The 24,540-nt window shown below is 65.9% G+C and carries 20 protein-coding genes; 8 read left to right on the top strand and 12 right to left on the bottom strand.

The annotated features are described in order from the left end of the window. Positions 1-31 precede the first annotated feature (31 nt). Together B0I08_RS11945 and B0I08_RS11940 are read right to left on the bottom strand one after the other, a co-directional pair. Positions 32-820: a phosphate ABC transporter ATP-binding protein gene (locus B0I08_RS11945; protein WP_245884794.1), complete on the bottom strand. Its 789-nt coding sequence runs from the start codon at positions 818-820 to the stop codon at positions 32-34. A 615-nt stretch (positions 821-1,435) separates the two neighbouring features. Further along, entirely contained in the window at positions 1,436-2,347 is a 912-nt protein-coding gene (locus B0I08_RS11940; protein WP_245884778.1) for a sortase, read from the bottom strand. Positions 2,348-2,414: 67 nt separating this feature from the next. Between B0I08_RS11940 and B0I08_RS17820 the strand changes: the two genes are divergently transcribed. Then, on the top strand, positions 2,415-2,699 hold the full coding sequence (locus B0I08_RS17820) for a hypothetical protein (protein ID WP_181243411.1): 285 nt from the start codon (positions 2,415-2,417) through the stop codon (positions 2,697-2,699). On the opposite strand, the gene B0I08_RS11930 is transcribed toward B0I08_RS17820, so the two are convergent. The 9 genes from B0I08_RS11930 to B0I08_RS11890 all read right to left on the bottom strand — a co-directional run bounded on the left by B0I08_RS11930 (position 2,689) and on the right by B0I08_RS11890 (position 15,932). Beyond that, positions 2,689-3,495 carry a hypothetical protein gene (locus tag B0I08_RS11930; RefSeq protein ID WP_146134406.1) on the bottom strand — a complete coding sequence of 269 codons (807 nt, stop codon included), beginning with the start codon at positions 3,493-3,495 and terminating at the stop codon, positions 2,689-2,691. The genes B0I08_RS17820 and B0I08_RS11930 overlap by 11 nt on opposite strands. Before the next feature lie 77 nt (positions 3,496-3,572). Then, positions 3,573-4,709 (bottom strand): COG1361 family protein, encoded by a 1,137-nt coding sequence (locus tag B0I08_RS11925; RefSeq protein ID WP_146134405.1) that lies wholly within the window; start codon positions 4,707-4,709, stop codon positions 3,573-3,575. Between the two features lie 240 nt (positions 4,710-4,949). Beyond that, entirely contained in the window at positions 4,950-6,005 is a 1,056-nt protein-coding gene (locus B0I08_RS11920) for a hypothetical protein (protein ID WP_106213131.1), read from the bottom strand. Between the two features lie 50 nt (positions 6,006-6,055). After that, positions 6,056-7,135, bottom strand: a complete 1,080-nt coding sequence (locus B0I08_RS11915) for a hypothetical protein (RefSeq protein ID WP_146134404.1) — start codon at positions 7,133-7,135, stop codon at positions 6,056-6,058. A gap of 115 nt (positions 7,136-7,250) precedes the next feature. Continuing rightward, positions 7,251-9,833, bottom strand: coding sequence for a hypothetical protein (locus B0I08_RS11910; RefSeq protein WP_146134403.1), 2,583 nt, complete (start codon positions 9,831-9,833; stop codon positions 7,251-7,253). 335 nt (positions 9,834-10,168) lie between these two features. Next, positions 10,169-11,827: a phosphate ABC transporter substrate-binding protein PstS gene (pstS, locus tag B0I08_RS11905; protein ID WP_245884777.1), complete on the bottom strand. Its 1,659-nt coding sequence runs from the start codon at positions 11,825-11,827 to the stop codon at positions 10,169-10,171. Continuing rightward, positions 11,824-13,767, bottom strand: a complete 1,944-nt coding sequence (gene pstA, locus B0I08_RS11900; protein WP_245884776.1) for a phosphate ABC transporter permease PstA — start codon at positions 13,765-13,767, stop codon at positions 11,824-11,826. Before pstA ends, pstS begins: the two co-directional genes overlap by 4 nt. Next, on the bottom strand, positions 13,767-14,978 hold the full coding sequence (gene pstC, locus B0I08_RS11895) for a phosphate ABC transporter permease subunit PstC (protein ID WP_245884775.1): 1,212 nt from the start codon (positions 14,976-14,978) through the stop codon (positions 13,767-13,769). Before pstC ends, pstA begins: the two co-directional genes overlap by 1 nt. 210 nt (positions 14,979-15,188) lie before the next feature. Further along, positions 15,189-15,932, bottom strand: coding sequence for a hypothetical protein (locus B0I08_RS11890; protein ID WP_181243397.1), 744 nt, complete (start codon positions 15,930-15,932; stop codon positions 15,189-15,191). Positions 15,933-16,222: 290 nt separating this feature from the next. On the opposite strand from B0I08_RS11890, the gene B0I08_RS11885 reads away from it, so the two are divergent. Then, positions 16,223-17,002, top strand: coding sequence for a DNA-formamidopyrimidine glycosylase family protein (locus B0I08_RS11885; protein WP_106213121.1), 780 nt, complete (start codon positions 16,223-16,225; stop codon positions 17,000-17,002). Positions 17,003-17,090: 88 nt separating this feature from the next. On the opposite strand, the gene B0I08_RS17600 is transcribed toward B0I08_RS11885, so the two are convergent. Beyond that, the gene (locus B0I08_RS17600) at positions 17,091-17,606 is read right to left on the bottom strand and encodes a hypothetical protein (RefSeq protein WP_146134402.1); all 516 of its coding nucleotides are present in this window, start codon (positions 17,604-17,606) and stop codon (positions 17,091-17,093) included. 555 nt (positions 17,607-18,161) lie between these two features. Here B0I08_RS17600 and B0I08_RS11875 point away from each other — a divergent pair. The 6 genes from B0I08_RS11875 to B0I08_RS11845 all read left to right on the top strand — a co-directional run bounded on the left by B0I08_RS11875 (position 18,162) and on the right by B0I08_RS11845 (position 24,441). Next, positions 18,162-19,589, top strand: coding sequence for an efflux RND transporter periplasmic adaptor subunit (locus B0I08_RS11875; RefSeq protein WP_106213117.1), 1,428 nt, complete (start codon positions 18,162-18,164; stop codon positions 19,587-19,589). 70 nt (positions 19,590-19,659) lie between these two features. Then, the gene (locus B0I08_RS11870) at positions 19,660-20,430 is read left to right on the top strand and encodes an ABC transporter ATP-binding protein (protein ID WP_106213115.1); all 771 of its coding nucleotides are present in this window, start codon (positions 19,660-19,662) and stop codon (positions 20,428-20,430) included. Then, positions 20,427-21,653 carry an ABC transporter permease gene (locus B0I08_RS11865; RefSeq protein WP_106213113.1) on the top strand — a complete coding sequence of 409 codons (1,227 nt, stop codon included), beginning with the start codon at positions 20,427-20,429 and terminating at the stop codon, positions 21,651-21,653. Before B0I08_RS11870 ends, B0I08_RS11865 begins: the two co-directional genes overlap by 4 nt. Positions 21,654-21,774: 121 nt before the next feature. Further along, positions 21,775-22,431, top strand: a complete 657-nt coding sequence (locus B0I08_RS11855) for a DUF5666 domain-containing protein (protein WP_146134401.1) — start codon at positions 21,775-21,777, stop codon at positions 22,429-22,431. A 322-nt stretch (positions 22,432-22,753) separates the two neighbouring features. Further along, positions 22,754-23,149, top strand: a complete 396-nt coding sequence (locus B0I08_RS11850) for a cupin domain-containing protein (protein ID WP_106213107.1) — start codon at positions 22,754-22,756, stop codon at positions 23,147-23,149. 152 nt (positions 23,150-23,301) lie between these two features. Further along, complete coding sequence (locus tag B0I08_RS11845; protein ID WP_245884774.1) at positions 23,302-24,441, top strand: ATP-binding protein; 1,140 nt, start codon at positions 23,302-23,304, stop codon at positions 24,439-24,441. The last annotated feature ends 99 nt before the right edge of the window (positions 24,442-24,540 follow it).

The raw sequence follows: 24,540 nt of genomic DNA, 5'->3' as shown, positions 1-24,540 counted from the left end.
CCCCGTGCGCGGCGCACCGGCGTAGTTCTGGCTATCCGAACCGGCCGTTCACGTAGTCGAATGTGCGCGAGTCGATCGGGGACGAGAACATCGCCTCGGTGTCGCCGTACTCCACGATCGCACCGGGCGTGCCCTGCGCCGCGAGGAAGAACGCGCACTGCTGCGAGACCCGCTGGGCCTGCTGCATGTTGTGGGTCACGATCACGATGGTGACCTCATCGATCAGCTCAAGCATCGTCTCTTCGATGACGCGAGTGGATGTCGGGTCGAGAGCCGAGCACGGCTCGTCCATCAACAACACGCGAGGCTTTACCGCGAGGGAACGGGCAATGCACAGCCGCTGCTGCTGCCCACCCGACAGGCCGCCGCCCGGTGCGCGAAGGCGGTCTTTGACCTCTTTCCACAGCCCAGCCTTGGACAGCGAGGACTCCACGAGGTAGTCCTTGTCGTCGCGGGTGGCGCGGGTTCCGGTCAGTTTGAGTCCCGCGAGAACGTTGTCGTAGATCGACATCGCCGGGAACGGGTTGGGCTTCTGGAAGACCATTCCGATGCTCTTGCGTGCATCGGTGAGGCGGCGACCGGTGTCGTAGACGTCGTCGCCGTCGAGCAGCACCTCGCCGGCGAGGCTCGCGGATGGCACCAGCTCGTGCATCCGGTTCAGGATCCGCAGGAACGTCGACTTGCCACAGCCCGACGGACCGATCAGTGACGTGATGACGCCGGCCGGCATTGTGAGGGAGACACGGTCGAGCACCTGGTGGTCACCGAACCACGCGGAGATGTTTCTCGCGTCGAGTGTCGCGAGCGATGACCCGCCAATTGTGGGCGCGCCAGCGTTGGGGCCACCGGCTGCCGGGGCTCCAGCGACCGGACCGGGAGCTGCCGGGCTCGTGAATCCGCCGGCGGGGGCCCAGCCTGCGCTCGGCGCTGCTGGCGGAGCGACGGGCGGCATCGTTCCCGGAGCAACGGGCGGCAACGCGGCGGCTCCGGCGGACGGTGCGGCAAAAGATGGCGGTGCAAACGACGGTGCGGCAAACGACGGTGCGGCAAAACTCGGCGCGGCGGGCGGCGCGTACTTGGTCACCGACGGCGCCGCGGCAGCGGTGGCCGCAGGGACCGCGGGGGCGGCACCCCCGGGGGTTGTGGGAGCGGCGGCGCCGGCGACCACGGGAGAAGGCACTCCGGACGCCCTGTCCGCCGGGTTCGCCGCGGGCATGCTTACTCGGGCGCGTTTGCCCCGGGTCGGCTGCGCAACGGGGATCACCTCGGTCAGGTCGCTCGCGCCCGAAGCGCCCTGGGGGGTGCGGTGCTGGTCAGTCGTCAGCGGGTCAGACATGGAGTCTCATTTCTTTTCGTACTTCGAACTGCGCAGTTGGTAAATCCAGGTGACCGCGTGAGCGGGTCACGGTCGCTCACAGAAGCGGGCCTCGATCGCTCACAGAAGGTTGGGCAGCAATCGCGTCACCTGGTCGGCGACGAGAAGCCCGGCGGTCAGCATCACCGGGACGAACACGACCCAGGTCTTCTGCGCACCGATGCGCCGATACGCCCAGACGGCAGCGATCTCGGCGACCACAAGAAACTGAAGCGCAAAGACAAGGGCCCAGGCCGTGCTGGTGTCTGTGGCCAATTCCGTGTGCGCGGCAGGAAGAAGAGCCGACGTCGTTTGGCGGGTGCCAGCAGGCTGCACCTCGCTCGTGAGCTGGGCGTCAACTCGGGCGACGCCGTCCGGCACGAAGGCTGCGCCGCGGGCGGTTTCCAGAATGAGACGGCTCTCTCCCGCCTGAGGCGCGGCCGGTGACGGGTCCCCGGCATACCGCACACCGATGACCTCAAACACCTGTTCGCCTTGACCGGTGACGACGGTGAATATCTCACCGGGGGTCAGTTCCTGCAGACGGCTGAAGGGACCACCGAACGCAGCCGCGCGTCCCATGACGACGCTGACGCCGGCCTGCCCCGGCAGAACCGTGTCGCGGCGGTGACCCGGACCAGCGGTGAGCACCCCAGAAGTAGTTCCCTCGGAGATCACCTCGTCCACGCCGATTGCGGGGATCGAGATTTTCCCGACGGGAGCGCCGTCGCTCAGGAGAACGTCGTTGAGATCCCCTTCGCTCACGGCCGCGGTGCCCTCGGCGAGTTGAACCCGGTACGAATTGTCGAGCCGCTGTTGGGAGACAAAGTGTTGTACGTGGCTCAGCACCATGAGGTTAAATGCGAAGGCCAGCAGCACTATCGCGACCAGCACTAGCGAGCTGCGCAGCGCCGCCTGAACCGGGGTGAGAGCCACCGCTTCCATCGCCGCGCGCGGCGGACGGCGCGGGGGGCGGGGCGGGCGAGGTGGCATGCTCGATCGACCCTTGCCCGGCCGAGCCATTGTGTAATCCGCAGAGTACCGGCTCGCTGAACCCGGGTTGGCATACGCCTCCCGCGCCGCGGCGCCGACAGAAAATGCCGTGGTCGGGGACTCCGGCGCCTTCGGCGGCGCCTGCGGTTCGGCGGGCGGCGCGAGTGTTGCGGTGGGCGAGGCTGCGCGCTGGTCGTCGGTGTTTGCCGCGCCCGTGTTCCGCGCGTCGGTGTTTGCCGCGCCCGTGTTCGCCACATCCGTGTTCCGCGCGTTTGTGTTCGCCACGCCCGTGTCTGCGGCGTCCGTGTTCCGCGCGCCCGCGGGCCGTTCGTTCGTCAGCGTCACGCGGTGACCCTCGGCAGTCGAACCGTCCGCGCTGACCGCAGCACGTACGACACGCCGTACGCACCCGCGGCCACGAGAAGAATGGTGAACAGAAGCCATGGTTCGGCGAACACAATCCGGTCACGACTAACCGGAACCAGCTTCACGCCACCGACCTCGGCGGGAGGGGTGAACGTCATGTGAGCGGTGACGACGGTCCACTGCCCGACTCCGGGCAGCCGCGCGGTGACGACCCGGGACTGACCAGCTTCGAGGCCGACCACGTCTTTGACTTCGGTGCTGATCTTCGTACCGATCAGGGTGGTGAGCCAGAACTTCGCGGAGGCGTCGATGGGTTCGTCGGAGATGTTCCGCACGGTGAACTTCACCTCAAGGCTTCCCCCGAGGGGGTTCAGCGAGGGGTCGTAGCTCGAGGTAAGTCCGCTCAGCAGGACGGCACCGCCGAGGCTGGTCGAATCCTCGCCCAGGTCGCCTGTGCCGGTTGAGGGGGATGTCTCGGTGGTAGTGGTTGCCGTCGGGCCCGAGTTCCCGCGTCCGACTCCCGTGCCGGTGCTCGGCAGGGTTCCGTTGCCGGTTCCCGTTCCGGTGCCCGTTCCCCCGGCGGGCGTGAGCACCGCCGGCGTCGGTGTCGGTGTCGCTACGGTGATCGAGATGTCGATGCCGCCGTCGTCGGTCGCGGCCGCGGCACTGTGCGCTCCGGTGGTCATCGCCAAGGCGGAGAATCCGAGCACAGCGCAGAGAGCAAAGGTCGAGACCCGGCGCGCTGCATTCCCGGCCATGTGGGGGAAGGTCATCTTCGTCATCGCTCCTGCGTCTGATCTCTCTGCTTGCGTCATCGTTGCTGGCGTTGCACCGGCTGGTCGTTTTGACTTCACGGCGCTCATCGGTCGTTCCGTCCCGACACAGGTTCGGCCAAAGCTGGATCGCCCGGGCCAACAGGCTGCTCAGCACCGGTTGCCGTTCCGCCCTCGGCGACGCGGCGCGCCATCTCAGCCTCTTGGTACGCCATCCAGGCCTTCGCGCTCTTTTCGTCGCGCTTGGCCCGCCACCGACGGAACAGGAACGTCCCACCGACGAGCAGCAGCAGAACGATGAGCCACCAGGGCGTGACGAAAATAGTGGTGTCGCGGGAGACACTCGCCAGGGGCCCGGGGTTGAGCGCCTCGACATCCACCGATGGCGCCAATTGAACGTACGGGTTCAGGTAACCCCACTGGCCGACACCGTCGACGACCGTGGTGAAGGTGCGCTCATTGCCTGGAAGAATTTCCGACATCTCCTCGCGCTCCGTTTCGGCGGCGGAGACCCCGAAGAGGGCCTTGACTCCCACAACCACGCTTGCGCCAAGGGCGACGTTGCCCGAGTTCGTCACGGTGTAGGTAACCGTCGTGTCGCCTGCGAACGGGTTGATCTGTGCGGCATAGTTCGCGGAGATGTTGCTGATGGTCAGGGCGGGCTGCAGCTCTCCGGGCACACGCACATACATCCGCGTGGCCACTCGGCGGTCAACGAGGATCTCGCCCGAGGTCGATTGCACGGAGATTACTACTCCGGCCGCGTGGTCGCCCGGCGCGGCATCAGCCGGCACGTCGAGCGAGAACGGAATAACCTGCGAGGCTCCCGGCTCCAGCGGAATACTGAGCTGCTTGACGCCACCGGCGAAGGAAACCCAGCTGCCGGCGTCTACCGGCACCGCATCCGTGTCGAGCAGGCCGTAGCCACCGTCGTCGGTGTTGTAGGCGTCCGTGGCGAACACAACCATCGTCTGGGCGGTGGTGCCGGTGTTGCTTGCGACGTAAAGGTCATCGATGTGCTGGCCGGGTGTCGCCTGGTAGCTGAAGCGGGACCGCTGGTCGGGTCCGGAGGCATCGGCGGGAGCGCCAGAGATGCCATCGGTGTCATCCGCGCGCGCGGGCGAGACCGCCAGTGTCGCAAGCAAACCCGCCCCGATGAGTACCGCGAGGACAAGCGCAAGAGCCCGCACAACGCGGGTCGGGAATGCCAAGTAAGAAGCCACAGTGCATTAGTCCAAACAAAGGTGTCTCGCGGGGGGATCAGGGCCCAACGACGGGTGAACGTGAGGGGGTTTCTACTCCGGTGAAAGGTCTTTCCGAAACCGGGGGCGTGAATGAGCGAAACCGGGGGTGAAACGCAGAAAAAGATGGAGCGATATGACGGATGCTGCAAGCGCAGGCGAGAGGGACCGCGACGTGCGCGGCCCCTCCCGTTTAGTGCTGTGGTGCTGTGTGGGGTTGTGCTACTTCGAAGCGAGCGTGAGCGTCATCTTCGAGGTGTAGGTACCGGCCAGCTTGTCGGCCGGAGCTACGAACTTCAGGTCAGCGTCGAGAACGGTGGTTCCCACAGCGGTGTTGGCCGTGGCGGTCGCGAACGCGGACGGGTAGGTAGCCGAACCGGCGACCTGCGCCGGGGCCGTGGTCACACCGGCGGCAGTCGTGGAGACAACCTTCGGTGCAACACCGAGCTGCTTGGCCGGGATGGTGTTGGTGGCGTCGGCCTTGTTGACGAAGTCAGCAACCGTGGTGGTGAGCGTCCAGCCAGCCTTCGACTGAACGCGGCCGTCGTTGACCGTGATCTGGCCGAGGGTACCGGTCGAGGTCGAGAGACCGTCGACCAGGGTCGGCGAACCAATCGTTGCGGATGCACCGGTCGGAACCGAGAGGCTGAGGACGCCCTCGGGTGCGGTGACCGTGGTGGCCTCGAGTGCGATCTCACCGGTGAGGTTGGTATCAACCGGGGGAACAACAACCGGGGTCTCGAACGCGCGGGCCGTCCACTCACCAGTGACCGGCTTTACGTCGATCGTTGCGAACCACAGGCCCGACGCCGCCATGGCAACACCGTTGTACTTCAGGCAGGCAAGGCCGGCGCTGTAGGTACCACCGTTGGCCTTGACGGACATGACCGAACCGTTGATGTTCGCGGAGAGGGTCATCGGGTACTGCTGGATCTCCTTGTTGCTGCCGGGGATCATTCCCGACGGCGCCGAGGCGGTCCAGCTCTGGATCAGGCGCTCGGAACCGACGGGCGAGATGAACGTACGGACGATCTCGGTGTCCGCGCTGCACTGGAAGCGTGCCATCGGGTTCGTTGCTGACGCAGAGACAACTACGTCGTAATCGAACGGGTGAACCGCCGTTGCCGGGAAGGTCTCTTCCGTGATGGCGTCGATGAGATAAACGGGAATGTCGGAGCCGTTCTTTTCAGCGGCGGATGCGCTGGTCGCGGATGCACCAAAGATGGCGGCGGCGACGAGGGAAACGGCAAGGATGCGTTTGCTGTGAAGCTTGTTCATTATTCTGCCTTTCGTTCTGTAAATGTGGAGGATTGGGTGAATGTGGAGGACTAGGTGAGGTTGGCGCGGACGACGGTCGTCGACGACGGCGCGAGGAAGCCGAACTTCTTCTTCACAGCACCGGAGGTGGCTACCGGGTTGCTGAAGTTGGTGAGGCTCTTCGCCTTGGTCGGGTCAACGAGCGCAGCAAGCGCCGGGTCGAACCTGGCATCGGCCGCGTTGATGCGGGCGTACTCAACAACCAGGTACGTCTCGCGCCCGAACGTTGCGTTCGAGTAGTAGGTAGCGTTCGGGACCAGGTTGGCACCCGTTCCGGTGAACGGCTCGATGCCGTTCAGCGGGCTTCCGAGCGATGCGGCACCGGTGCGGTTCTGTCCTGCACCGTTCTTCTGGGCAACCCAGCTTGCGACCGAGAAGGGGATGATCTGGCCGTTGGTGATGACGGATCCGTCGTTCTCGGCGAAGCTGCTCTGCACGACGCAGGATCCGAGGGTCGGGTTCCCGATTGCGGAGAGGAAGAACTTGCGCGTACCGGACGCCGCCTGCGGGAGGACGGGGGTGACGGGCACGCCACCAATCGACGTCAGCGAGCAGTCGTAAACAGACTTGAGCTGAGCCGTGGTGATCTCGCCAAGCCCCGCGCCGACGTAGGCGTAGGAGAGAGCGTCGCGGCCATAGGGGACGTACGCGAGAAGGCCGTTCGCGTTGGCCGTGGCGCCAGCGCCGCTTGAGGTGCGCGCAATGTCGACCTGGCCGGTGATCGAGACGGCGGGAGTTGCGTTGCCTGAGACGGAGAAGGCGCCTCCATCGATCGATCGGCTGAGCGCCTTAATGCCGTCGCCGGAGCCGGCGGGGCGAGCAAAGTAAACTCCGGCCGTCTTCGTCTGGATGGCAGCGGAACCGAACGCGTCGTAGGAAGCAATGAAGCTTCCGTTTGCGGTCGTCTGCACGCTGGAACCGGTGATGTTCGTTCCGTTGGCGAGCGCGTTGCCCGAATCCTGGAGGGTGTCAGATCCGACCAGCACGTAGCTGCTCGAGACGGGGTCGGCGTAGGAGGGAGTTGCAAGAGCGAGGCCAGCAGCAGCGACGCTGAGAGCCGCACACATCGCGACAGCTTTATTTCTCTTCACTTCGGATCCTTTATGTTGAGTGTTTGACCGAGCTGTCGCGAGTACGACAGCCACGACTTGGGCACAGCACAGTCCCGGAGATCGGGCTCCGTTGCGGTACCAAGAATTGGGGGCATCAGAAGCGCCTTCTGAGCCGGGAGAAGAGCGGAACGGCCGCAGCGGCCGCGAAGCCGCCGAGCACTCCGCCGGGAATCGCCGCGGAGATCGCGCCGGTCTTCGGATCCTTCGGGGTCTCCGCCCCGGTGAGCGAAGCCGCGGTGACCCCCGTCGCCCCCGGATCCGTCGGCGCGCTCACCGCAGTGACGGACGAAGGAGCGCCAGTCGCAGCGGCCGCGGCGGCGTTCGAAACTGCGGACGCGGCAGCGGGGGCTGCGCCCGGGGTCGACGGGGCGGGCGACGCGGGCGGCTGTACTGGAACGCCGCCGCTCTGGATGATGTTCGCCGCGCTGAGTGCCTGCGTCTGCCAGCCTGCGGGAATAGGTGCGTAGCCCTCGGGCAGCTCCCCCGCGTTCGTCCCGGATACCTGGCCGGCGGTCGCCGCGTAGCGGATGAACGTCGCGTAGTCGGCGCGCTGATCCGCGTCCGTCTGCGCGGGATTGAGCGCGGCATAGACGGGCATCGCGAGGGGGTACGCGGACGGTGCTGCCTTCGCGGCATCCCCCGTTGGGTCGAGTTCATACACCTGCGCCTGGCCCGTCGCGGTCATCGCCGCGGCCGCAGCCAGAAGCGAGGTGTTGGTGGGAGCGACGAACTTGCCTGCCGCGTTGCGCAGCGATGCCGAAACAACCTGGTACTTGGCTGCGGAGGCGGTGTCGGTGAGGGCGAGTACACGCTGTTGCCCGATCAGGTCTCGCAGGGCCTTGCCGTACTTGGGTGTGGCCTGAGTCGAGTCCCACGCGCCGAGCACCTGCCCGTCGCCGCGGAGAGCCAGGTACGCGCTCTGATCGAGGTCGTTCGTGTACGGGCGCCAGGTCACCAGATTGACCGCCCCGCCGAGAGTTGGGCTTGCGGCCTGCTCGACAGGGTCCGCCTTCGGAAAGTTGTCCCGAGGGAGCACCAGGCCGCTGGTGGCGTCCTTATTGACTTCTTTGGTCACGTCTGCGTTCGTCGAGCTCCAGGGATTTACCCTCATGCCCCACGGGTCCGGCTTGCCTTCTAGGAACGCGACAGCATCAGCGTCGGCCATGATGTAGCGCCAGAGCTGCCACGCCGCGTCAGACCGACCCTGGGAGACCAGGAGGTCAGACAGAGAAGGGCTGATGAGCGCCTCGTACTTCCACTCGGCGTCGTTGATCGCAAGGAAGTCGGGGTCGAGCGTCAGGTTGCGGGCATTCTTTCCTTGGTTAGCGGAGCTGACCACACCGACGTGTTTCTTGTCGGCGTAGGTCGGCAGCGAGTCGAGGTAGGAATTGGTGAGCAGTTTGGCAAGCAGGCGCGGGGTCAGGTTGATGTTCTCGAACGGGAGAGCCGTCTTCTCCAGAACATCAGCCGGGACATCCCCAACGGTCGGCTGCCGGTCGATCGCAAACCCGATCGAAACTCCCGAGAGCGCAACCGGCGCGTATTGAAGTGCGTCTGGTGTGCCGCTCTCGGTACCGAGCGGACGCGAGGTGAGCGCCAGTGGCGATGGGACGGTGCCGTTGGCCATTGCTGCGGCGTCCGACTCGGCACCCTTCGACATGTTAAACGTAGCGCCGCCCTGAGACTTGCAGAGTGTCGGCTGCCAGGATCCGATTGCTTCGCTGGCGAGTTCGCTGCCGGCAAGTTGGCGCTCGGCCGACCCGATCGTGCAGTTGACGCCGATGGGCTTGAAGTCGAGCTTGACCGCGACGCTGTGCTTCCAGGAGTCCCAGAACAGCCCGGAGTTGATGATGTGCTGCTCGCCAGCGTCAGCAACTCCGCGCGGGATGACGACAAGCCAGCATGACTGGCTCGCGGTCGAGCCGTCCGCGAGCTTGGAGGCGTTCCCGCAGCCGAGACCCGGGGACTGAAGCGCCGTTTGCACCTCGAACTTGGCTGACCCGCTGCCGCTGGCGCCGGATCCGGCCCACTTGACTTCGTTCGACGTGTACTGGGTTACGAACTGGTTGACGTTGACGTCAACGTCGACCTTTTTGTTCTTCTTGGCCGCCTCGTCGTAGATAACCGAAGCCACCTTTTCTCCAGTGACGGCGGTAAAAGGGATTGACGCATAAGCGGGCGAGAAGACGTTTTCCGAGGGGACACTGAACTGCTGGTCCTGGGGAGCGATGAATTCGTCTTGAACAAAGTTGTCGCGGGTTGCACCCACGGAGTTGAAGGCACCGTACTGGCAGGTCGTGCGGTCCGGTGCAGTCGGATCAACGGGGTCGGTACCCCAGCACTGCGCGATCTGCAGGAAGTTTTCGCCACCGCTGGAGCTACCGGGGGCGGTGGATTGCTTACCGCCCGTCCAACTCACCACGATGCCCTGCGAGGTAAGGTCCTCCGTCTGGGACACGGTGACCTTGAGGTCAGGCATCGGCGCGGTGGCGATGTCGGCGTCTTGGTCCGCGGCCGCGACCGTGACCGCACTCGAGGAACTTGCACTCGCGGCATCCGTCGGGATCACCACGCCCGTGAGCGCGAGCACCGTGGCGACCACGATACCGACGACCGAGCCAGCCCCCAGGGACGCCAACCAGGTCCGCCCGGCAGGCCTCGAGTGACTTACGTTCACGGTACTCTCCAAGTTATTTCGGGGCTTTCGGTCAGCCACCGGCGATCAATTTATGGGCCGATGGTGTCGCTCGGATGAACGAATGCGGAACTAGATGTCCCGTGTAGCTGTCGCGCAGAATGAGAATTGATCGGGGAATGAACGCATCGTGAGGTGGGAACAAATCGTTCCCGGCACCAGACTCCATTGCTGGCTCAGATCCGCACCCGCATGCACCAACGCCGGCGGCCGCGCGCAGTTCGCCGTGCGCAGTTCGCCGTGCGGCCGAGCACCAGAGCAGCAGCGCGTCGGCTGGCGGCTGGCAGCGGCAAGACAGTTGGGTAGCGGCGCCGTACCTACTTTGTGGCTGTCGGACGCCTCTTCAGCCGCTTCGACAGCATCGGGGGCAGAACCACCGCGCCAACGAGCAGCAGCGCGGCGAACAACATCACGTACTGCTGCCCACCCCATCCCCCGCCTGGAAGCGTAAATGGTGAGGACGAGGCCGTGCCGACCATGCCCGACCCGCTGATGAGGGCGCCGTTGCTGTCGTAGACCGGAGCGGAGCCTGCGGCCGTGGCAGCGTCAGCGGTTCCCCCTCCTGCGCCAGCGCCGGCTGCCGCACCAGCACCGGCTGCTGCTGCAGCCGCGGCCTCGGGCGAGTCCGAAGCACCCGGGGTGTCGTTGCTCACGGGCGTTGCGGCCGGTGCGCCTCCGGTGCCTTTGCTGCACTGGGTGGTGCCCTGCTTGTCGCATGCCTCGGGTGCCGGCGCGCTTGCCGCAAGCTGGTTACTCGCCGGAGAGTCGCCCGGCTTGAAGGTTGGGTTTCGGCACGAGTTGATGTCGAAACCCGCAGGGTCAGCACCCGGGATCCGCGCGATCTGTTTCGATCCCGCGAGAACGAGGTTCATCGGAAGCGGCGAGTACCCGAGCTGCTGCGCCTGCTGTTGCCCCTCACACAGTACGTAGTTTGCGAACGCACCCAAAGTCTTCCCTTCCTTCTCGGTAAAGACCTTGTTGACCGTGGTGGGCACGATCATGTACGAGTAGCTCGACAGCGGGTACGTGCGGCTGTCTGCGCTGTTGTAAACGCCATCAAGGATCTGAGTCAGATAGTCCTTGGAAGCGGGGTTCTCGTCGATCTGCGCGTTCATCAACGCCACCGCGACGGAAGGCGCGGTCGGCTCGATGTAGTAGCCCGCGTTGTTGAGCACCTTTGCGACGGGAAATCCCGACTTCAACGCATACGAGTACTCGACGTAGGTGATGGCGCCCTCGCCATAGTCCTGCGCGACGTACCCGGCGACACCAAGGGACCCGTTCTGGGCCTTGATATTGCCAGAGACCGGATATTGAGAGGTCAGACCGCACGGCACCGGGCGGTTCACCACACCGCAGTAGTTGTTCCAGAGCGCTGTGTGCTGCTTCGACATCCATAGGGAAAATTGGGCTGTGGAGCCGGACCCATCCGAGCGCACCACCGGCACGATTGTTTTGTCGGGCATCGTCAGGCCGGGATTGTCCGCCTTGATGACTGGATCGTTCCAGTTGGTGATCACGTTGGTGAAAATCTTGGTGATCGTCTCACCACTGAGGCGGAGGTTAGTGACCCTTTTCCCCCCGATCTGCAGGTTGTACATAAACGCCGTACCACCGGCGACGATCGGCATGTAAGCGAACCCGCTGGTCGGCTTTTCGGGGAGGGAACCGTCTTCTGGAGCTGACTGGAACGGGATTTCGCTGATGGCAAAGTCCACGTCCTGCAGGATGAAGTGACGGCGCCCAGCAGAAGACCCCTCGCCGGAGTAGTTGATTGTCATGCCGTAGTTCTTGTTGACGTTGCTCCGCCATTGGTCGAGCGCGTTCTGGGACCAGGTCGAGCCGATGCCCGAAATCGGTTCCCACGTGTCGGCGGCATTCGCAGCGACCACGCCGGTGCCGGCGACAAGGCCAAGCGACAACGTCGAGAGCGCGATTCCGGCCGCGATGGAGCGGATTAGGCGTGTGAGCCTCACGATTGGGTTCCCTTGCTGTCGGTTGTGCTGTCGTGCGCGTCTGCGCCAGATGCGGGTGTTACGGGCGGCGTTGTTGCGGGCGGCATTGTCGGCGCCGGCGCCGAGGTTGGCGGCCCAGCGGTCGGCGGTGCAGCGGTTAGTACCGCCTCGGGACGTCCCAAGAAGGTGCGCCCCGGAGCCGGGCTGCGGTGCGCCAGCGCCTGCGCCGGAGACTGAATGGTCGATCCCGGAGTGGCTCCTGGCGCGGCTCCGGCAGCTCCGGGCTGCTGACGCCGTTTCTGCATGGCCGGTTCGGACCGCGGTGATTCTTCGATGCGGCGGATGTCACGGGCCGAGTTGGCGGCAGCTGCGGCCCTCTGGCGCTTCGAGAGTTGCGTCGGTCCGCGTCCACCGACGAGGCGGGCAATGGTAAACAGCGCCAGAACGATGGCGATGAGCACCGCAGCCGTACCGAACCCCCGCGCGATCATGTTGGGCTCGGGCGACTTCACAAAGTCGAATACCTGGAGCGGCAGCGAGATCATCGGTCCCGAGAACGGGTTGAGGTTCATCTCGGCTGAGACGCCAGAGGTGAGCAGCACCGGCGAGGTTTCACCGATTCCGCGCGCGGTGCCGAGGATCACGGCGGTGACGAGGCCCGATCGGGCCGTCGGCAGCACCACGTGCCAGACCATGCGCCAGCGGGTTGCGCCCAACGCGTAGGACGCCTCGCGGAGGTTCCCGGCGACCAGTCGAAGAACCACGTCAGAGGCCCTGATCACGATCGGCAGCATCATCACGGTAATCGCAAGAGCCGCTGCGAAACCAGACCGTTCATGCGTGATTAGCGCGATGATCGCTGCGTACACGAATAGCCCGGCGACGATGGACGGCAGCGCGGTCATGGCATCGGCAACGGTGCGTACAAAACGAGCGAACCGTCCGCCGATTTCATTGAGGAACACCGCCGTAATCACGCCGAGCGGGATGGTGATGGCGAGCGCGATCGAGATTTGGATCAGCGTGCCGACGATGGCGTGCAGGATTCCACCGGTATTGAGCGGATCGAGAGGGCCCGCGAGAGCCATCGTCTGCGTGAAGAAGTTCAGATGCGGCAGCGCACTACTCCCCCGCACGACCGTGTAGACGACGACGAAGACCAGCGCCGCGAACAGGAGTATCCCGGCGCTGGACAGCAGCACCGTCATCACCTTGTCCGAAACCTGCTGGCGATCGGACCGCAGCGCGACCAGGAGCGCGTAAAGAGCGAGGAAGCCCAGGAACGCGATAACGACCCATCCGACGGCGCCTGTCATCGGCGTGAACCAGCCGAACAGCAAGCAGGCAAGCGCTAGCCCGGCAGCGAGTGCGCCAAACAGGTTGAAACGGTCGTCGAGAGTTGCGCTGCGAAGGGCGCGACGCGGCGCGACCACCACGCCGTCGCGGTCGGGAAGCCGCGTGCGTGCCCCCGAGCCTGCCCCTGTTCCCACCGGCGGTGTTGTCTGTGGCTGGCCGTCCAACCTTGCCTCTCCACTTCCTACGGGTGGCACCACCGTTGGAGCCAGTTTCGTCGGCGGGTCCTGGGTGATCGTCGCTGACCACGTGGTTGCGGGCGCGTGCGCGGGATTGGGGGCGAGAGGCGGCGTTCCTGCACTTGCACTCGCACTCGCACTCGCAGCCATCGGGGCGCTCTGCGCAGCGACCAGTCGCGCCGTCGTTGCGGCTCTGGTCTCCCTCGCCCGCTGGATCGCGGCCGTCATCTGCGCTTGCACGAGCTGCGACTCCGTTGGCTCTTCCCCGCCGGAAGCGGGGGGTACTGCTGGCGACGCGAGTACGTAGGGCGCCACATTCATGTCCGACGGTGCGTGAACCGCCAGCGCCGCGTTTCCGTTCGTGAGCGGGACTTCGGTTCCGGCCACGTCCTCCAGGACGGGTCCGGCAGTATCAATGTGCTGGGGCATCACGCTTCGCTCTCGGCGCCGGAGCGCGAACGGGCAACCACCGACGATGCGGTGAAGTTGATGATGAGGGTGATCGCAAACAGGACGAGTCCAGCGGCCATGAGCGCGGACAGCCCGAACTCGCTTGACTCGCCATACCGAAGCGCGATGAGCGCGGACACCGAGTTGGTACCGGTCTTCAGCACCTCCCAGTTGATGACGAAGACCGGCGAGATGATCATGTACACCGCGATGGTTTCTCCGAGCGCGCGCCCAAGTCCGAGCATGGTGCCGCCGATGATGCCACCGCGCCCGAACGGGATGACGACCTCACGGATCATCCCCCAGCGGGTAGATCCGAGCGCCAACGCGCCTTCGCGTTCTCCCGCGGGTGCCTGCGAAAATGCCTCGCGCATGACCGAGGTCTGTGTGGGGACGACCATCAGCCCGACTACGATCCCGGCGATAAAGGCCGATGACGTGAACGCACTCGCGTCAGTGAGCGTGTCCCCATCGGTGGTCACGGCGAATATGGGGATCCAGGCAAAGTAGGTCGAGATCCACTGCGAAATCGGAATGATGTTTGCCTGGAGGAAAAAGGCGCCCCAGAGACCGAACACGACGCTCGGCACGGCTGCCATGAGGTCGACCAGGGTCACCATCGTCGATTTCAGCCGTGGAGAAACGATTTCGGAGATGAGCAGCGACGTTCCGAGCGCCAGAGGCACCGAAACGCACATTCCCACGATTGCGATCGTGATGGTTCCCGAGAGGACCGCCGCGATTCCGAAGGTCTTGGTCTCCGGTGACCACGCCTGCTCGGTCAGGAACGAGAAGCCGCTCACTGACAGCGCATCTGCGGCTCGCATCGACAGGAACAGGCCGACGCAGAGCATGATCGCGACGGTGATGATGCCGGCCGAGTAGCTCACGTAACGGAAGATCGCGTCCGAGATGGAGAGTCGTGAAGCGAACGATCGCCGCGCGCCTCCGGGCGGAGTGTCCGCACCGCCCAGCGCAGCCGCGCCGCCGGGAGGAATCGAGCCGCCCCTTGCCTTAACCCCCGGAAGCTGTGGGATCAGCGCCGTCTCTTCAATCAGCGCCGCGTCAGCACGCGCCGTCTCGTCGACACGCGCGCCGTCGTCAACACGCGCCGTCTCGTCAGCGGGCGCCGTCGTGTCGATCAGCGCCACCTCCTGGGTGCCGAAGGCAGTGTCCAGCGCGTCTTTCATGCACATCCTTGAAAATTACGAATACAGAGGGCTCGTCGATGCTTCCAGGTGATGGCGGAGGCGTGGACAGTGGCTGCGGCGGGGATCATCCGCTCCAACCTGCTCACAATCGACAGTGAACATGAACGACGATCAACGCGGAGATGAAGGACGCTCAACGGTGCCATGTTGACTCGGAACCGTCCGTGGATCGCTGCGTGAGCGCCGCGATCACCAGCCACCAACCGACGACTCGGTTGCCCGCGAGCGACTCCTGCGCCGGTCGGCCGATTCGATTGTGCGGACCGCCTCGACGATCACCGCAAGCTGCAGCGCTTCAACCGCGTCGGCGGAGGCGGCGACGCTCGACGAGGACGTCTCGTACCATCTGCTGCAGGTGATCACAGGCTCGCCGTCGAGAGTGGCGTACCACCCGCGGGTTCCCCGGTCGGGTCCTACGACCGCGGCCACGACAAGTCGTTCCCGGTTGGCGCACACCCTGTCCACATCCGCGCGGGCTTCCGCAAACGTCGGGTACACGCGCACGCTTCGCGCGATCTCGCGGTTGTTCGTCGCGAGCAACCGCCATACTCCGCCGAGCGGTGCGGACGATCCCGTGGCCGGAGGGCGCAAAAATGTCGGAGATTCGGATGCCGACGAAGCCGACGCAATCGCCGAAGCCAGCGCATCCCCGGGCTGGGACGACAGCGAGTGGGGCGGTCGCGCTGGGGCGGATGGAGCAGAAGCAGACGAGGCAAGCGAGGCGGATGTCACGGCGCCAGAAACACGCCGGGGCGGCATCGCTGCACCCCGCAGGGACGGGTGACGCAAGCCGCGTCCGGAGTAGCCACGCTGCACCGTTGGCAGGTGAACTACGGGGGAGCGATCGATGGTCAGGAGCGCCTCCGGGTGCTTACCCAGCGGCCCGTTTGCGTCGGGCAGCAGGTCTCCTGAGAAGCGCTGCCAGGCGGCCACCATAGAATCCGTGTGTGCCGCGAAAAGCGTAAAAACTATTCGTGGCGTCTCTGACATTAATCCCCCGGGTGGTCGCGCACACACGCGCGTCCTTACGGTTGCGCCCGCGGATGGCCGCGCTCCCACGCAAAGGTGAAGGAGAGATGTACGGGAGCTGTGTATGAGGCGAACGATGCCGCACGGACTACCGACCGGGAGTCCCCGAGCCGACCAGCAGCGAATCAGCCTTCGACGCCTCGGAGATGACATCTCTTCACTCACGAACGTCCGCGATTCGGCAGACTGGAGGAATGCCCGAAGGAGATACCGTGTTCCGCACCGCTCGCGCGTTGAACGAGGTGCTCGCCGGCGAGGTCCTTGAGCGCAGCGACTTCCGTGTGCCCGAGTTTGCCACCGTCGATCTCAGCGGGCAACGCATCGACGAGGTGGTCAGCGTCGGAAAACATATTTTGCATCGAATTGGGGAGGTAACGGTGCACAGCCACCTCAAAATGGAGGGGTCATGGCACCGCTACCTCCCCGCGACCGCGTGGAGACGACCCGCCTGGCAAGCTCGCGCGATTCTCGCGACCGCAGGCTGGGTAACGGTGGGATTCCAGCTCGGCATTCTTGAGGTGCTCCCGAGGGAACGCGAGAGCGAAGCGATCGGCTACCTCGGACCCGACATCCTCGGTCCCGCCTGGGATCCGGACGAAGCGGCTCGTCGCTTGACCGCCGACCCCGCCAGGCCCATCGGTCTTGCCCTGCTTGACCAGCGCGTGATCGCGGGACTCGGCAATGACTACCGCAACGAGCTGTGCTTTCTGCGGGGTGTGCTGCCGACGCGGCCGGTGGGTGAGGTTGGCGACATCCCGGGTCTGATCGCCCTTGCGCACCGGCTCATCTACGCAAACCGCGATCGCGCCGAGCGGGTAACGACGGGGGACACGCGTCCGGGGAAGACCGCGTGGGTAGCGCGCCGGGATCGTAAGCCGTGCTTGCGCTGCGGTACCCGAATCTTGCGCGGACGGTTGGGCGAGACGGTTTTGACCGAGCGCGACGTCTACTTCTGCCCCCGCTGCCAAACCTGACGTCGTCGCGAAGGCGCGGCACGTAGCCGCAGGGCGCAAGTCTCGCGGATCACCGCGCGTCGGAGAACCTAGCGCGGACCACCCGCGCTCACTGCCTCGGCCGCCAGCGGACGGCGACGACGAACAGGACGCCGAGAAGCGTGCCCAGGCCCAGGAGGACGACGAGCGGTCCGCTGTACATCGTCACCTGCATGGCGGCAAAGTCGCCCTGGGTTTGTATCGCCACGCCTTCGTTGAATGCAGAGTAGGCCCTCAAGAAAAGCCACGCGCCCGCGCCGACCAGCCCGACTCCGGCGCCAGCGAGAGCGACCAAGTACGGGTTGCGCCACGGTGGAGGTGCGAAATAGTCGTCACCCTGACGGGCGCCGACGGCGTTTGCGTCGTAGGGGATGCGGGAAGTATCCGGCGCGTCGCCTTTGGCCTCCGGTCCTCCGCCGGCCCGTCCGTTGTCGTCCCGTCCAGCACCGTCCGCAGCCCCGACGACAACGACGGACGGGGACACCGGCGCGTCGACCGCAATCCCGTTCACCGCGGCGGGGCCCGACGCAACGCGATTGACCGCACCGCGGCCCGACGCAACGCTGCCGACTGCAGCGCCGCTCACCGCACCGCCGGTCACCGCAGCGCCACGCGCTGTCGCAGCCGCACGTGCTATCGCCCCGCTCTGCTGTAGCTCAGCGTTTGGCACCTCGCGGAGCTGCCCAGCGTCGCGCACCCCTTCGGACCTCGCGCCAGGTCCCGCGGCTGGGGACGTCACATCTGAGGCTGGCTTTGCACTTTGCGCTGGCGAGGACACCGCAGCGGCTAGATGCTCCGAATCCGACGAAAGCCCGGTCTCGAGCCCGACCTGAGCGTCGAACTGAGAAGTGTCTGGTGACCGGACTGCGGACCCGGCTTGGGGCCGGACTGCGGACCCGACGTCGGACCCGACCTCGAAGCCCGGCTGGAACTCGGGATCGAACCGCGGATCGAAATGCGGCCGCGAACGGGTCGAAGAGTCATCCGCCATTGGAGCCTCGCTTTCGCAATGAGCATAGGCACGACGACCTCCCGGCACCAGAGGTTGCCGCGAATTGACTACCGAACCGCCTCAAAAATTAACAGGTAACTCGCAGAATCGGCAAACAGTGCCCATAGAAAGGTCCGCGAACCTACGGGAATGAAACTTCCTCGCCCTCTCGTCATCAATGTCACGTTGGCTGCCGTGATCATCGCCGCCGGCACCGGCGCCTACTTTGTCGCCAACCCGATCGCAGCAGCGACCGCGGAGGCCACGCAGCTCACGGGCACCGTGCAAGAGGGAATCGTCAGCAGCACCATCACCGCGAGCGGGTCGATTGCCGCAGCCCGTCAGGTGAGCGCATCCTTCAGCGTAAGTGGCACGATCGCCACCGTGGATGTCGCGCTCGGCGCCACTGTTACGGCCGGTCAGCAGCTCGGCACCCTGGTGACCGACGACCTCATCGAAGCACGCACCGACGCAGCCAACGCCCTCGCCGACGCCAACACCGATCTCACCGACGCCAATACGGCGCTGGCCGAGGCGAAGGCCGACCTCGTGACAGCAACCGCGGAAGCCGCGACGGCCGCTGCCGAAGAAGCAGCGACCACGACGGCGGGAACGAGCACCGGTGCCGGTTCGGCGACGGGTACCAGCACGGGTACCGGTTCCAGCACCGGCACCGGCACCGGCAGCTCGACCTCGACCACCTCGAGCAGCAGCGCCACCGACACCAGTCAGGCAGAGTCCGCCGTCACCAACGCGAAGAGCCAGCTGAGCAGCGCCGAAGACAAGGTAGACGAGGCCGCCGACGCCTACAACGACAGCGTCGACGCGGTTAATGCGGCCACATTGACCGCTCCGATCGCCGGCTTAGTCATCGCGGTCAGCGGCGAAGTCGGGGGAACCACCTCGACGGGCTCCAGCGGCACCACCTCGGACGCAAGCGGCACCGCGAGCGGCACCGCGAGCGGCACCGCGAGCGGCACCGCGAGCACGAGCACCTCCAGCTCCGGTTTCGTGACCATCGCGGACGTGTCCGCCTACACCGTGTCCGCGGCGATCGCCGAGGCTGACATTGCGTCGGTCGCCGTCGGTCAGGCCGCCACGGTCACCTTCCCGGCCCTCGATGACGTCACCGCCGCGGCATCCATCACGGCCATCTCCCCCACGGCCACCGCGAGCAACTCGATCGTCACGTACGCGACGACCATCACCCTCAGCGAAATTCCCGAGGGGTTACGCCTCGGCCAGACCGCCGAGGCCGCCATCACCACCGCCGCTTCGGCCGAAGGCTCGCTCTATGTGCCCACCGCGGCCATCACCACCGCGACGGACGGCACCTCGACGGTGGAGGTCCTTGATGAGTCGGATGTCTCCAGCGTGGTCACCGTCGAACTCGGCGTGGTCGGTGACGAGGGTACAGAAATCACCTCGGGGCTCACGTCTGGCCAGACGGTCGTTCTCGGCGAGGTCGCGGCAACCACGGATGACGCAGCCACGACGGAGCAATCCGGGTTCCCCGGCGGTGGCACGGGCGGCGGATTTACCGGCGGCGAAATGCCCACCGGCGGATTCCCGGGCTAGTGCGGCAAGCCGTGAAATTCCCCATCGCACCACCGACAACCGTCCACCACAACCCCAGCAGGGAGCACGCATGAGCACCGTTCCCGCCAGCGGCGACGCCGCAGTAGCGCGAGAGTCCGGGGCCGTCGCGGGACCGTCTGCGCAGCCTGTTCTCGAGCTCGTCGACATCCAGCAAATATATGGAACGGGGGATGCCGCGGTGCACGCCCTCCGCGGCATCAACCTGGCTGTCGCCGCCGGAGACTACGTCGCCATCATGGGCCCGTCTGGCTCCGGCAAGTCCACGCTGATGAACCTGCTCGGATGCCTCGACATCGCCTCGTCCGGCGTGTACTCGCTGGCGGGAAACGATGTGGCGACGCTCGACGAGGGCCAGTTGGCCGTCGTGCGCAACCGGGAGATCGGTTTCATCTTCCAGTCGTTCAACCTCGTGCCCCGCATGTCGGCGGTCGCCAACGTAGAGCTCCCTCTTGTCTATGGCGGCGTAAAGCGAGCGGAACGCCGCCGCCGGGCGCTCGATGCGCTCGGCATGGTCGGCCTGGGACATCGGGCCAACCACCAGCCGCAGGAACTGTCAGGCGGGCAACAGCAACGGGTCGCGATCGCCCGGGCGCTGGTCACCAACCCCACGCTCGTGCTCGCGGACGAACCGACGGGAAACCTCGACTCCGAGTCCACGGAGGAGATTCTTGCCATTTTCGACACTCTGGCGGACGCCGGACGCACCATCGTGATCATCACTCACGAACAGCACGTTGCGGAGCGTGCACACCGTGTGCTTTCGGTGAGTGACGGCCTCATTGTGTCCGACCGGGTCAGCCGCAAGGAGGTCTTCGCGTGAGCCTCCTCGACATTCTGCTCTCGGCCCTGCGCGGGGTGCTGGCCAACAAGATGCGCTCGATACTGACCATGCTCGGTGTGCTCATCGGCGTAGCATCCGTCATTCTGCTGCTCGCGGTGGGCAACGGGTCAGCTGCGACCATCCGAGAATCCATTGCCGCGCTGGGAACCGACACCGTCACGGTGCGCGCGAGCTCGACGGGCGGCGGCGGCGGTCCGGGCGCAACCGCGACCGAGGGCAGCACCGTCAAGGAGATCACCGTCGACGTCAGCGACAAGCTGTCGGACGCGGGCCTTGGCCATGTGTCTGCGGTGGTGCCGCAGGTCAGCACGTCGCTGACCGTGTCTTCCACGGCGAGCTCCTCCGACAGCGTCTCCATCATCGGCACCAGCAGCGACTATTTCGACGTGTCGACCGCCGAGGTCGGCACGGGCGAATCCTTCACGGAGGACGACGTCGCATCCGCGGCGAAGGTTGCCGTGATCGGATCGGAGCTCGCGACAACGCTCTTCCCGACCGGGTCCGCCCTGGGCGAATCGATCACGGTCGATGGCACTCCGCTCACGATCGTCGGGGTGCTTGCGACCCAGAGCAGCACCGGAACCGACGACCCGAACACCGTCGTTATTGCCCCGATCTCGCGCATCCAGCGGTCGTTCACCGGTTTTGGCGCGGTGAGCAGCTTGTTGGTGCAGGCAACCAGCTCGGATGATGTGGCCGCGGCCGAAGGCGAGATCGGCGTCATGCTCGACCAGTTCCTCGGCGTGGGCGTCGACGACACCGCGCCGTACACGATCACCAACCAGACGTCACTGCTGGAAACCGAGGCGGCGAGCGCGGACAGCTTCACCGTGTTGCTCGGCGCGGTCGCGGCGATCAGCCTGCTCGTCGGGGGCATTGGCGTAACCAACGTGATGCTCGTCTCCGTCACCGAACGCACCCGCGAGATTGGTATTCGCAAGGCGCTCGGCGCAACGCGCGGAGCGATCCTCGGACAATTCTTGGCCGAGGCGGCGACGCTGACCCTGGTCGGCGGGCTCCTCGGCGTGGCGGTGGCGCTGATCGGCGCCACCTTCGAGATCAACGGAACGATGCCCGTCGTGCTCGACTATTCCATCCCGCTCGCCCTCGGCGTCTCCGTCGCGATCGGGGTGTTCTTCGGGGTCTACCCCGCTGGCCGCGCCGCGGCAATGCGACCGATCCAGGCGTTGCGCGCCGTGTAGGCGTCACGCGCGATGTCGGCGTCATGCGCGGCGCCGACGTCATTCCACTGCGGCGTCACCGCGCTGCTCTCCCCCATACCCACTATCCCCAGCCAGATCCCCCAGAGAAATGAGACCACCCATGGCCGCCATCGAACCAAAGTCCACGCCCTCCAGCTCCGCCGTGTCTTCGAGCCCCGTCGCATCCGCCCCACCCGCCTCGGGCGCGACATCCGCCCCACCCACCTCGGACGCGAAATCCGCCACGCCCACCTCGGGGTCGGCGACCGGCACCACCGCCCCCGCTTCCGCTTCCGCCGCCGCCGCCAAGAAAAAGGGGGCCGCGCGCTTCGTGACGCCCGTGCTGGTGCTCGTCGCGGTTCTCGGCATCGGACTGTTCGGTGGCGTGCTCATCGGGCAGAACACCGCTGCGACCACCACCGAGGCCGGAGGCATGACCGCCCGTGGCGATGCGGCAGCTGGCGGGATGCCATCCGGCGAGATGCCAGCCGGCGCGGGCGGGATGGGCGGCTTAACCTCCGGAACTGTTGTCTCCATCGACGGCGACACCATCACGCTTGAGACCAGTGACGGCGAAGAAATCACCGTCACCACCACCGACGACACCACGGTTACCGCGACCGAGGAGTCCGATGTAGCTTCGCTGGCGACCGGCGACAGCCTCACGGTGACGGGGGAAGCGGATGATTCGGGCGACGTGTCCGCCACCTCCATCTCTGAGGGTGCCGCAACCTTCGGCGGCTTCGGCGGGGGCGAGGCACCCGCGGCCGACGAGTAAGCCGGCGGCTGAGTCAACGACTAAGCCGACGAGCAACCTTCGGCCATCCCGAACGCCCGGCCTCGCGTGCAGCACAGGCCGTGGCTGATTGCCGCCCCTACCGGATTCGCCTGCCTCGCGGCGCGAACCCGGTAGGGGCGGCTTTCTGGTCTCGGCGGGGCGACGCTCCGTTCCGCGGGCGACGCTCCTTTCGGCGGGCGACGCTCCGTTTGCCGGGCGCGACGCTCCGTTCCGCCGGGCACACTCTTTCGGCCAGATGGCACGCCGCGTCGGTGGGATACAGCCCCTTGTTGCGCGAGGCTCGGGTGGATAGGTTCGGGACATGAGCCTCGATCCCGTCGTGAGCAACCCGGACTTCTACCGCGTGATATTCGAGAATGAGCGCGTGCGCGTGCTGGAGTACGGCGACGCACCAGGTGACAAGTCCACCCCGCACGGTCATCCCGACAGTGTGATGGTGACGCTGAGCACCTTCCGGCGGAGATTGGCAGCGGGCGGGCGGGAGCTCGAGGTGGAACTTCCGACCGGAGCTGCGGTGTGGTTGCCCGCCCAGACCCACACGGGCGAGAACATCGGCGCTACCGAGACGCGCACCATCTTCGTCGAGCTCAAGGAACCCGACCCGAACCCGCACTCCGGTCCCACCGGCGTAGGTGGCACCGGCGGATCGAGCGTCACCGGCGGCACGAACAAGACCCAGCCCCTCGGCCCGAACTAGTCCGCGCTTAACGCGACCGACGACCGACGACCGCACTATTCCTGACGGCCGTCAAGAGCGCACCTCGCCCCTTCCTCTCTCAACCAAAGCCGTAATACGCTGTCCCCGCTTGCTGCAGAGTGCGGATCCGGGGGTCATAGGTCGGAGAAACGGTGTCCTCAACATTCACAATCGGCACGGAGTTCATCGCGACACCCACTTCTCCCCCAACTTCGCCCGCACCCGCGACACCACCCACTCCCCCGCAGCCCGCAACGCTCGTCTTACTGGATGCAAGAAAGTTCAACCGGCACACGTTTTGGTGCGGGCAGAGCGGCTCAGGCAAGACCTACGCGCTCGGCGTTGTCCTCGAGCAGCTGCTCCTGCACACCCACCTACCGATCGTTATCTTCGACCCCAACGCCGACTTCGTCCGCCTCGCAGAGCCGCGTCCGGACGCACCGGTCGAGGCCGCAGCGATGATTCAGGACGCCGACATCCGCATCTTCCATTCGACGGGAAAACAAACTCCCCGCCTCCACGCCCGGTATGTGGACCTCAGCGTCGCATCGAAGGCGGCGGTGCTCCACCTCGACCCGATCGCCGATGCCGAGGAGTTCAACGTACTCCTCCACGTCGACGAGGACCTTCGCACCGCGGATCCGGTGTCATATATCCGCGGCCTCCGTTCGTCTGAGGACCCCGGGCGAGCCAAACTTGCCACCAGAATCGACAACCTCCAGGCTCTGGAATGGAAGCTGTGGTCCCTCGGAGGGTCGTCCGTGACGGAGCAGATCGACGAACGCCCGGCCGCAACAGTGCTCGATCTGGGTGGGTTCGATCACCCTGCCGAGGCGCAGACGGCGGCGCTGGCCGTGCTCGAACACCTCTGGAACCACAGGGAGGCACGCGAACCCGTCCTCCTCGTCCTCGATGAGGCGCACAACTTCTGCCCACCCAACCCGGTCTCGCCGATTGAGCATGCGCTGACCCGGCAAATCGTGCAGATCGCCGCGGAGGGGCGCAAGTTCGGATTGTGGCTGTTCCTGTCCACCCAGCGCCCGACGAAGATCCACCCGAACGTCCTGTCGCAGTGCGACAACCTCGGCGTGATGAAGATAAGCACCCCCCGGGACCTCGTCGAGCTGGCGGATGTTTTCGGCTACGCGCCCGAATCTCTCCTGCGCCAATCACCGACCTTTGTGCAGGGTCAGGCGCTCTTCGCCGGTGGTTTCGTCGAGCGTCCCACTCTCGTGCGCGTGGCGTCGAGGGTGACGGAGGAGGGCGGGTCAGACGTGCGGGTTCCGCTGTAACGCTGCGCCGTGCGCGCTGCGCGCTGCGCCGTGCGCGCTGCGCGCTGCGCCGTGCGCGCTGCGCGCTGCGCGCCGTGCCCAACACCTCAGCGTTGGAGA

This window comes from Glaciihabitans tibetensis, from assembly GCF_003003265.1.
Lineage (GTDB): Bacteria > Actinomycetota > Actinomycetes > Actinomycetales > Microbacteriaceae > Glaciihabitans > Glaciihabitans tibetensis.
Note: the sequence above shows the minus strand (reverse complement) of the source record. Positions and strands in the feature narration are given on the sequence as shown.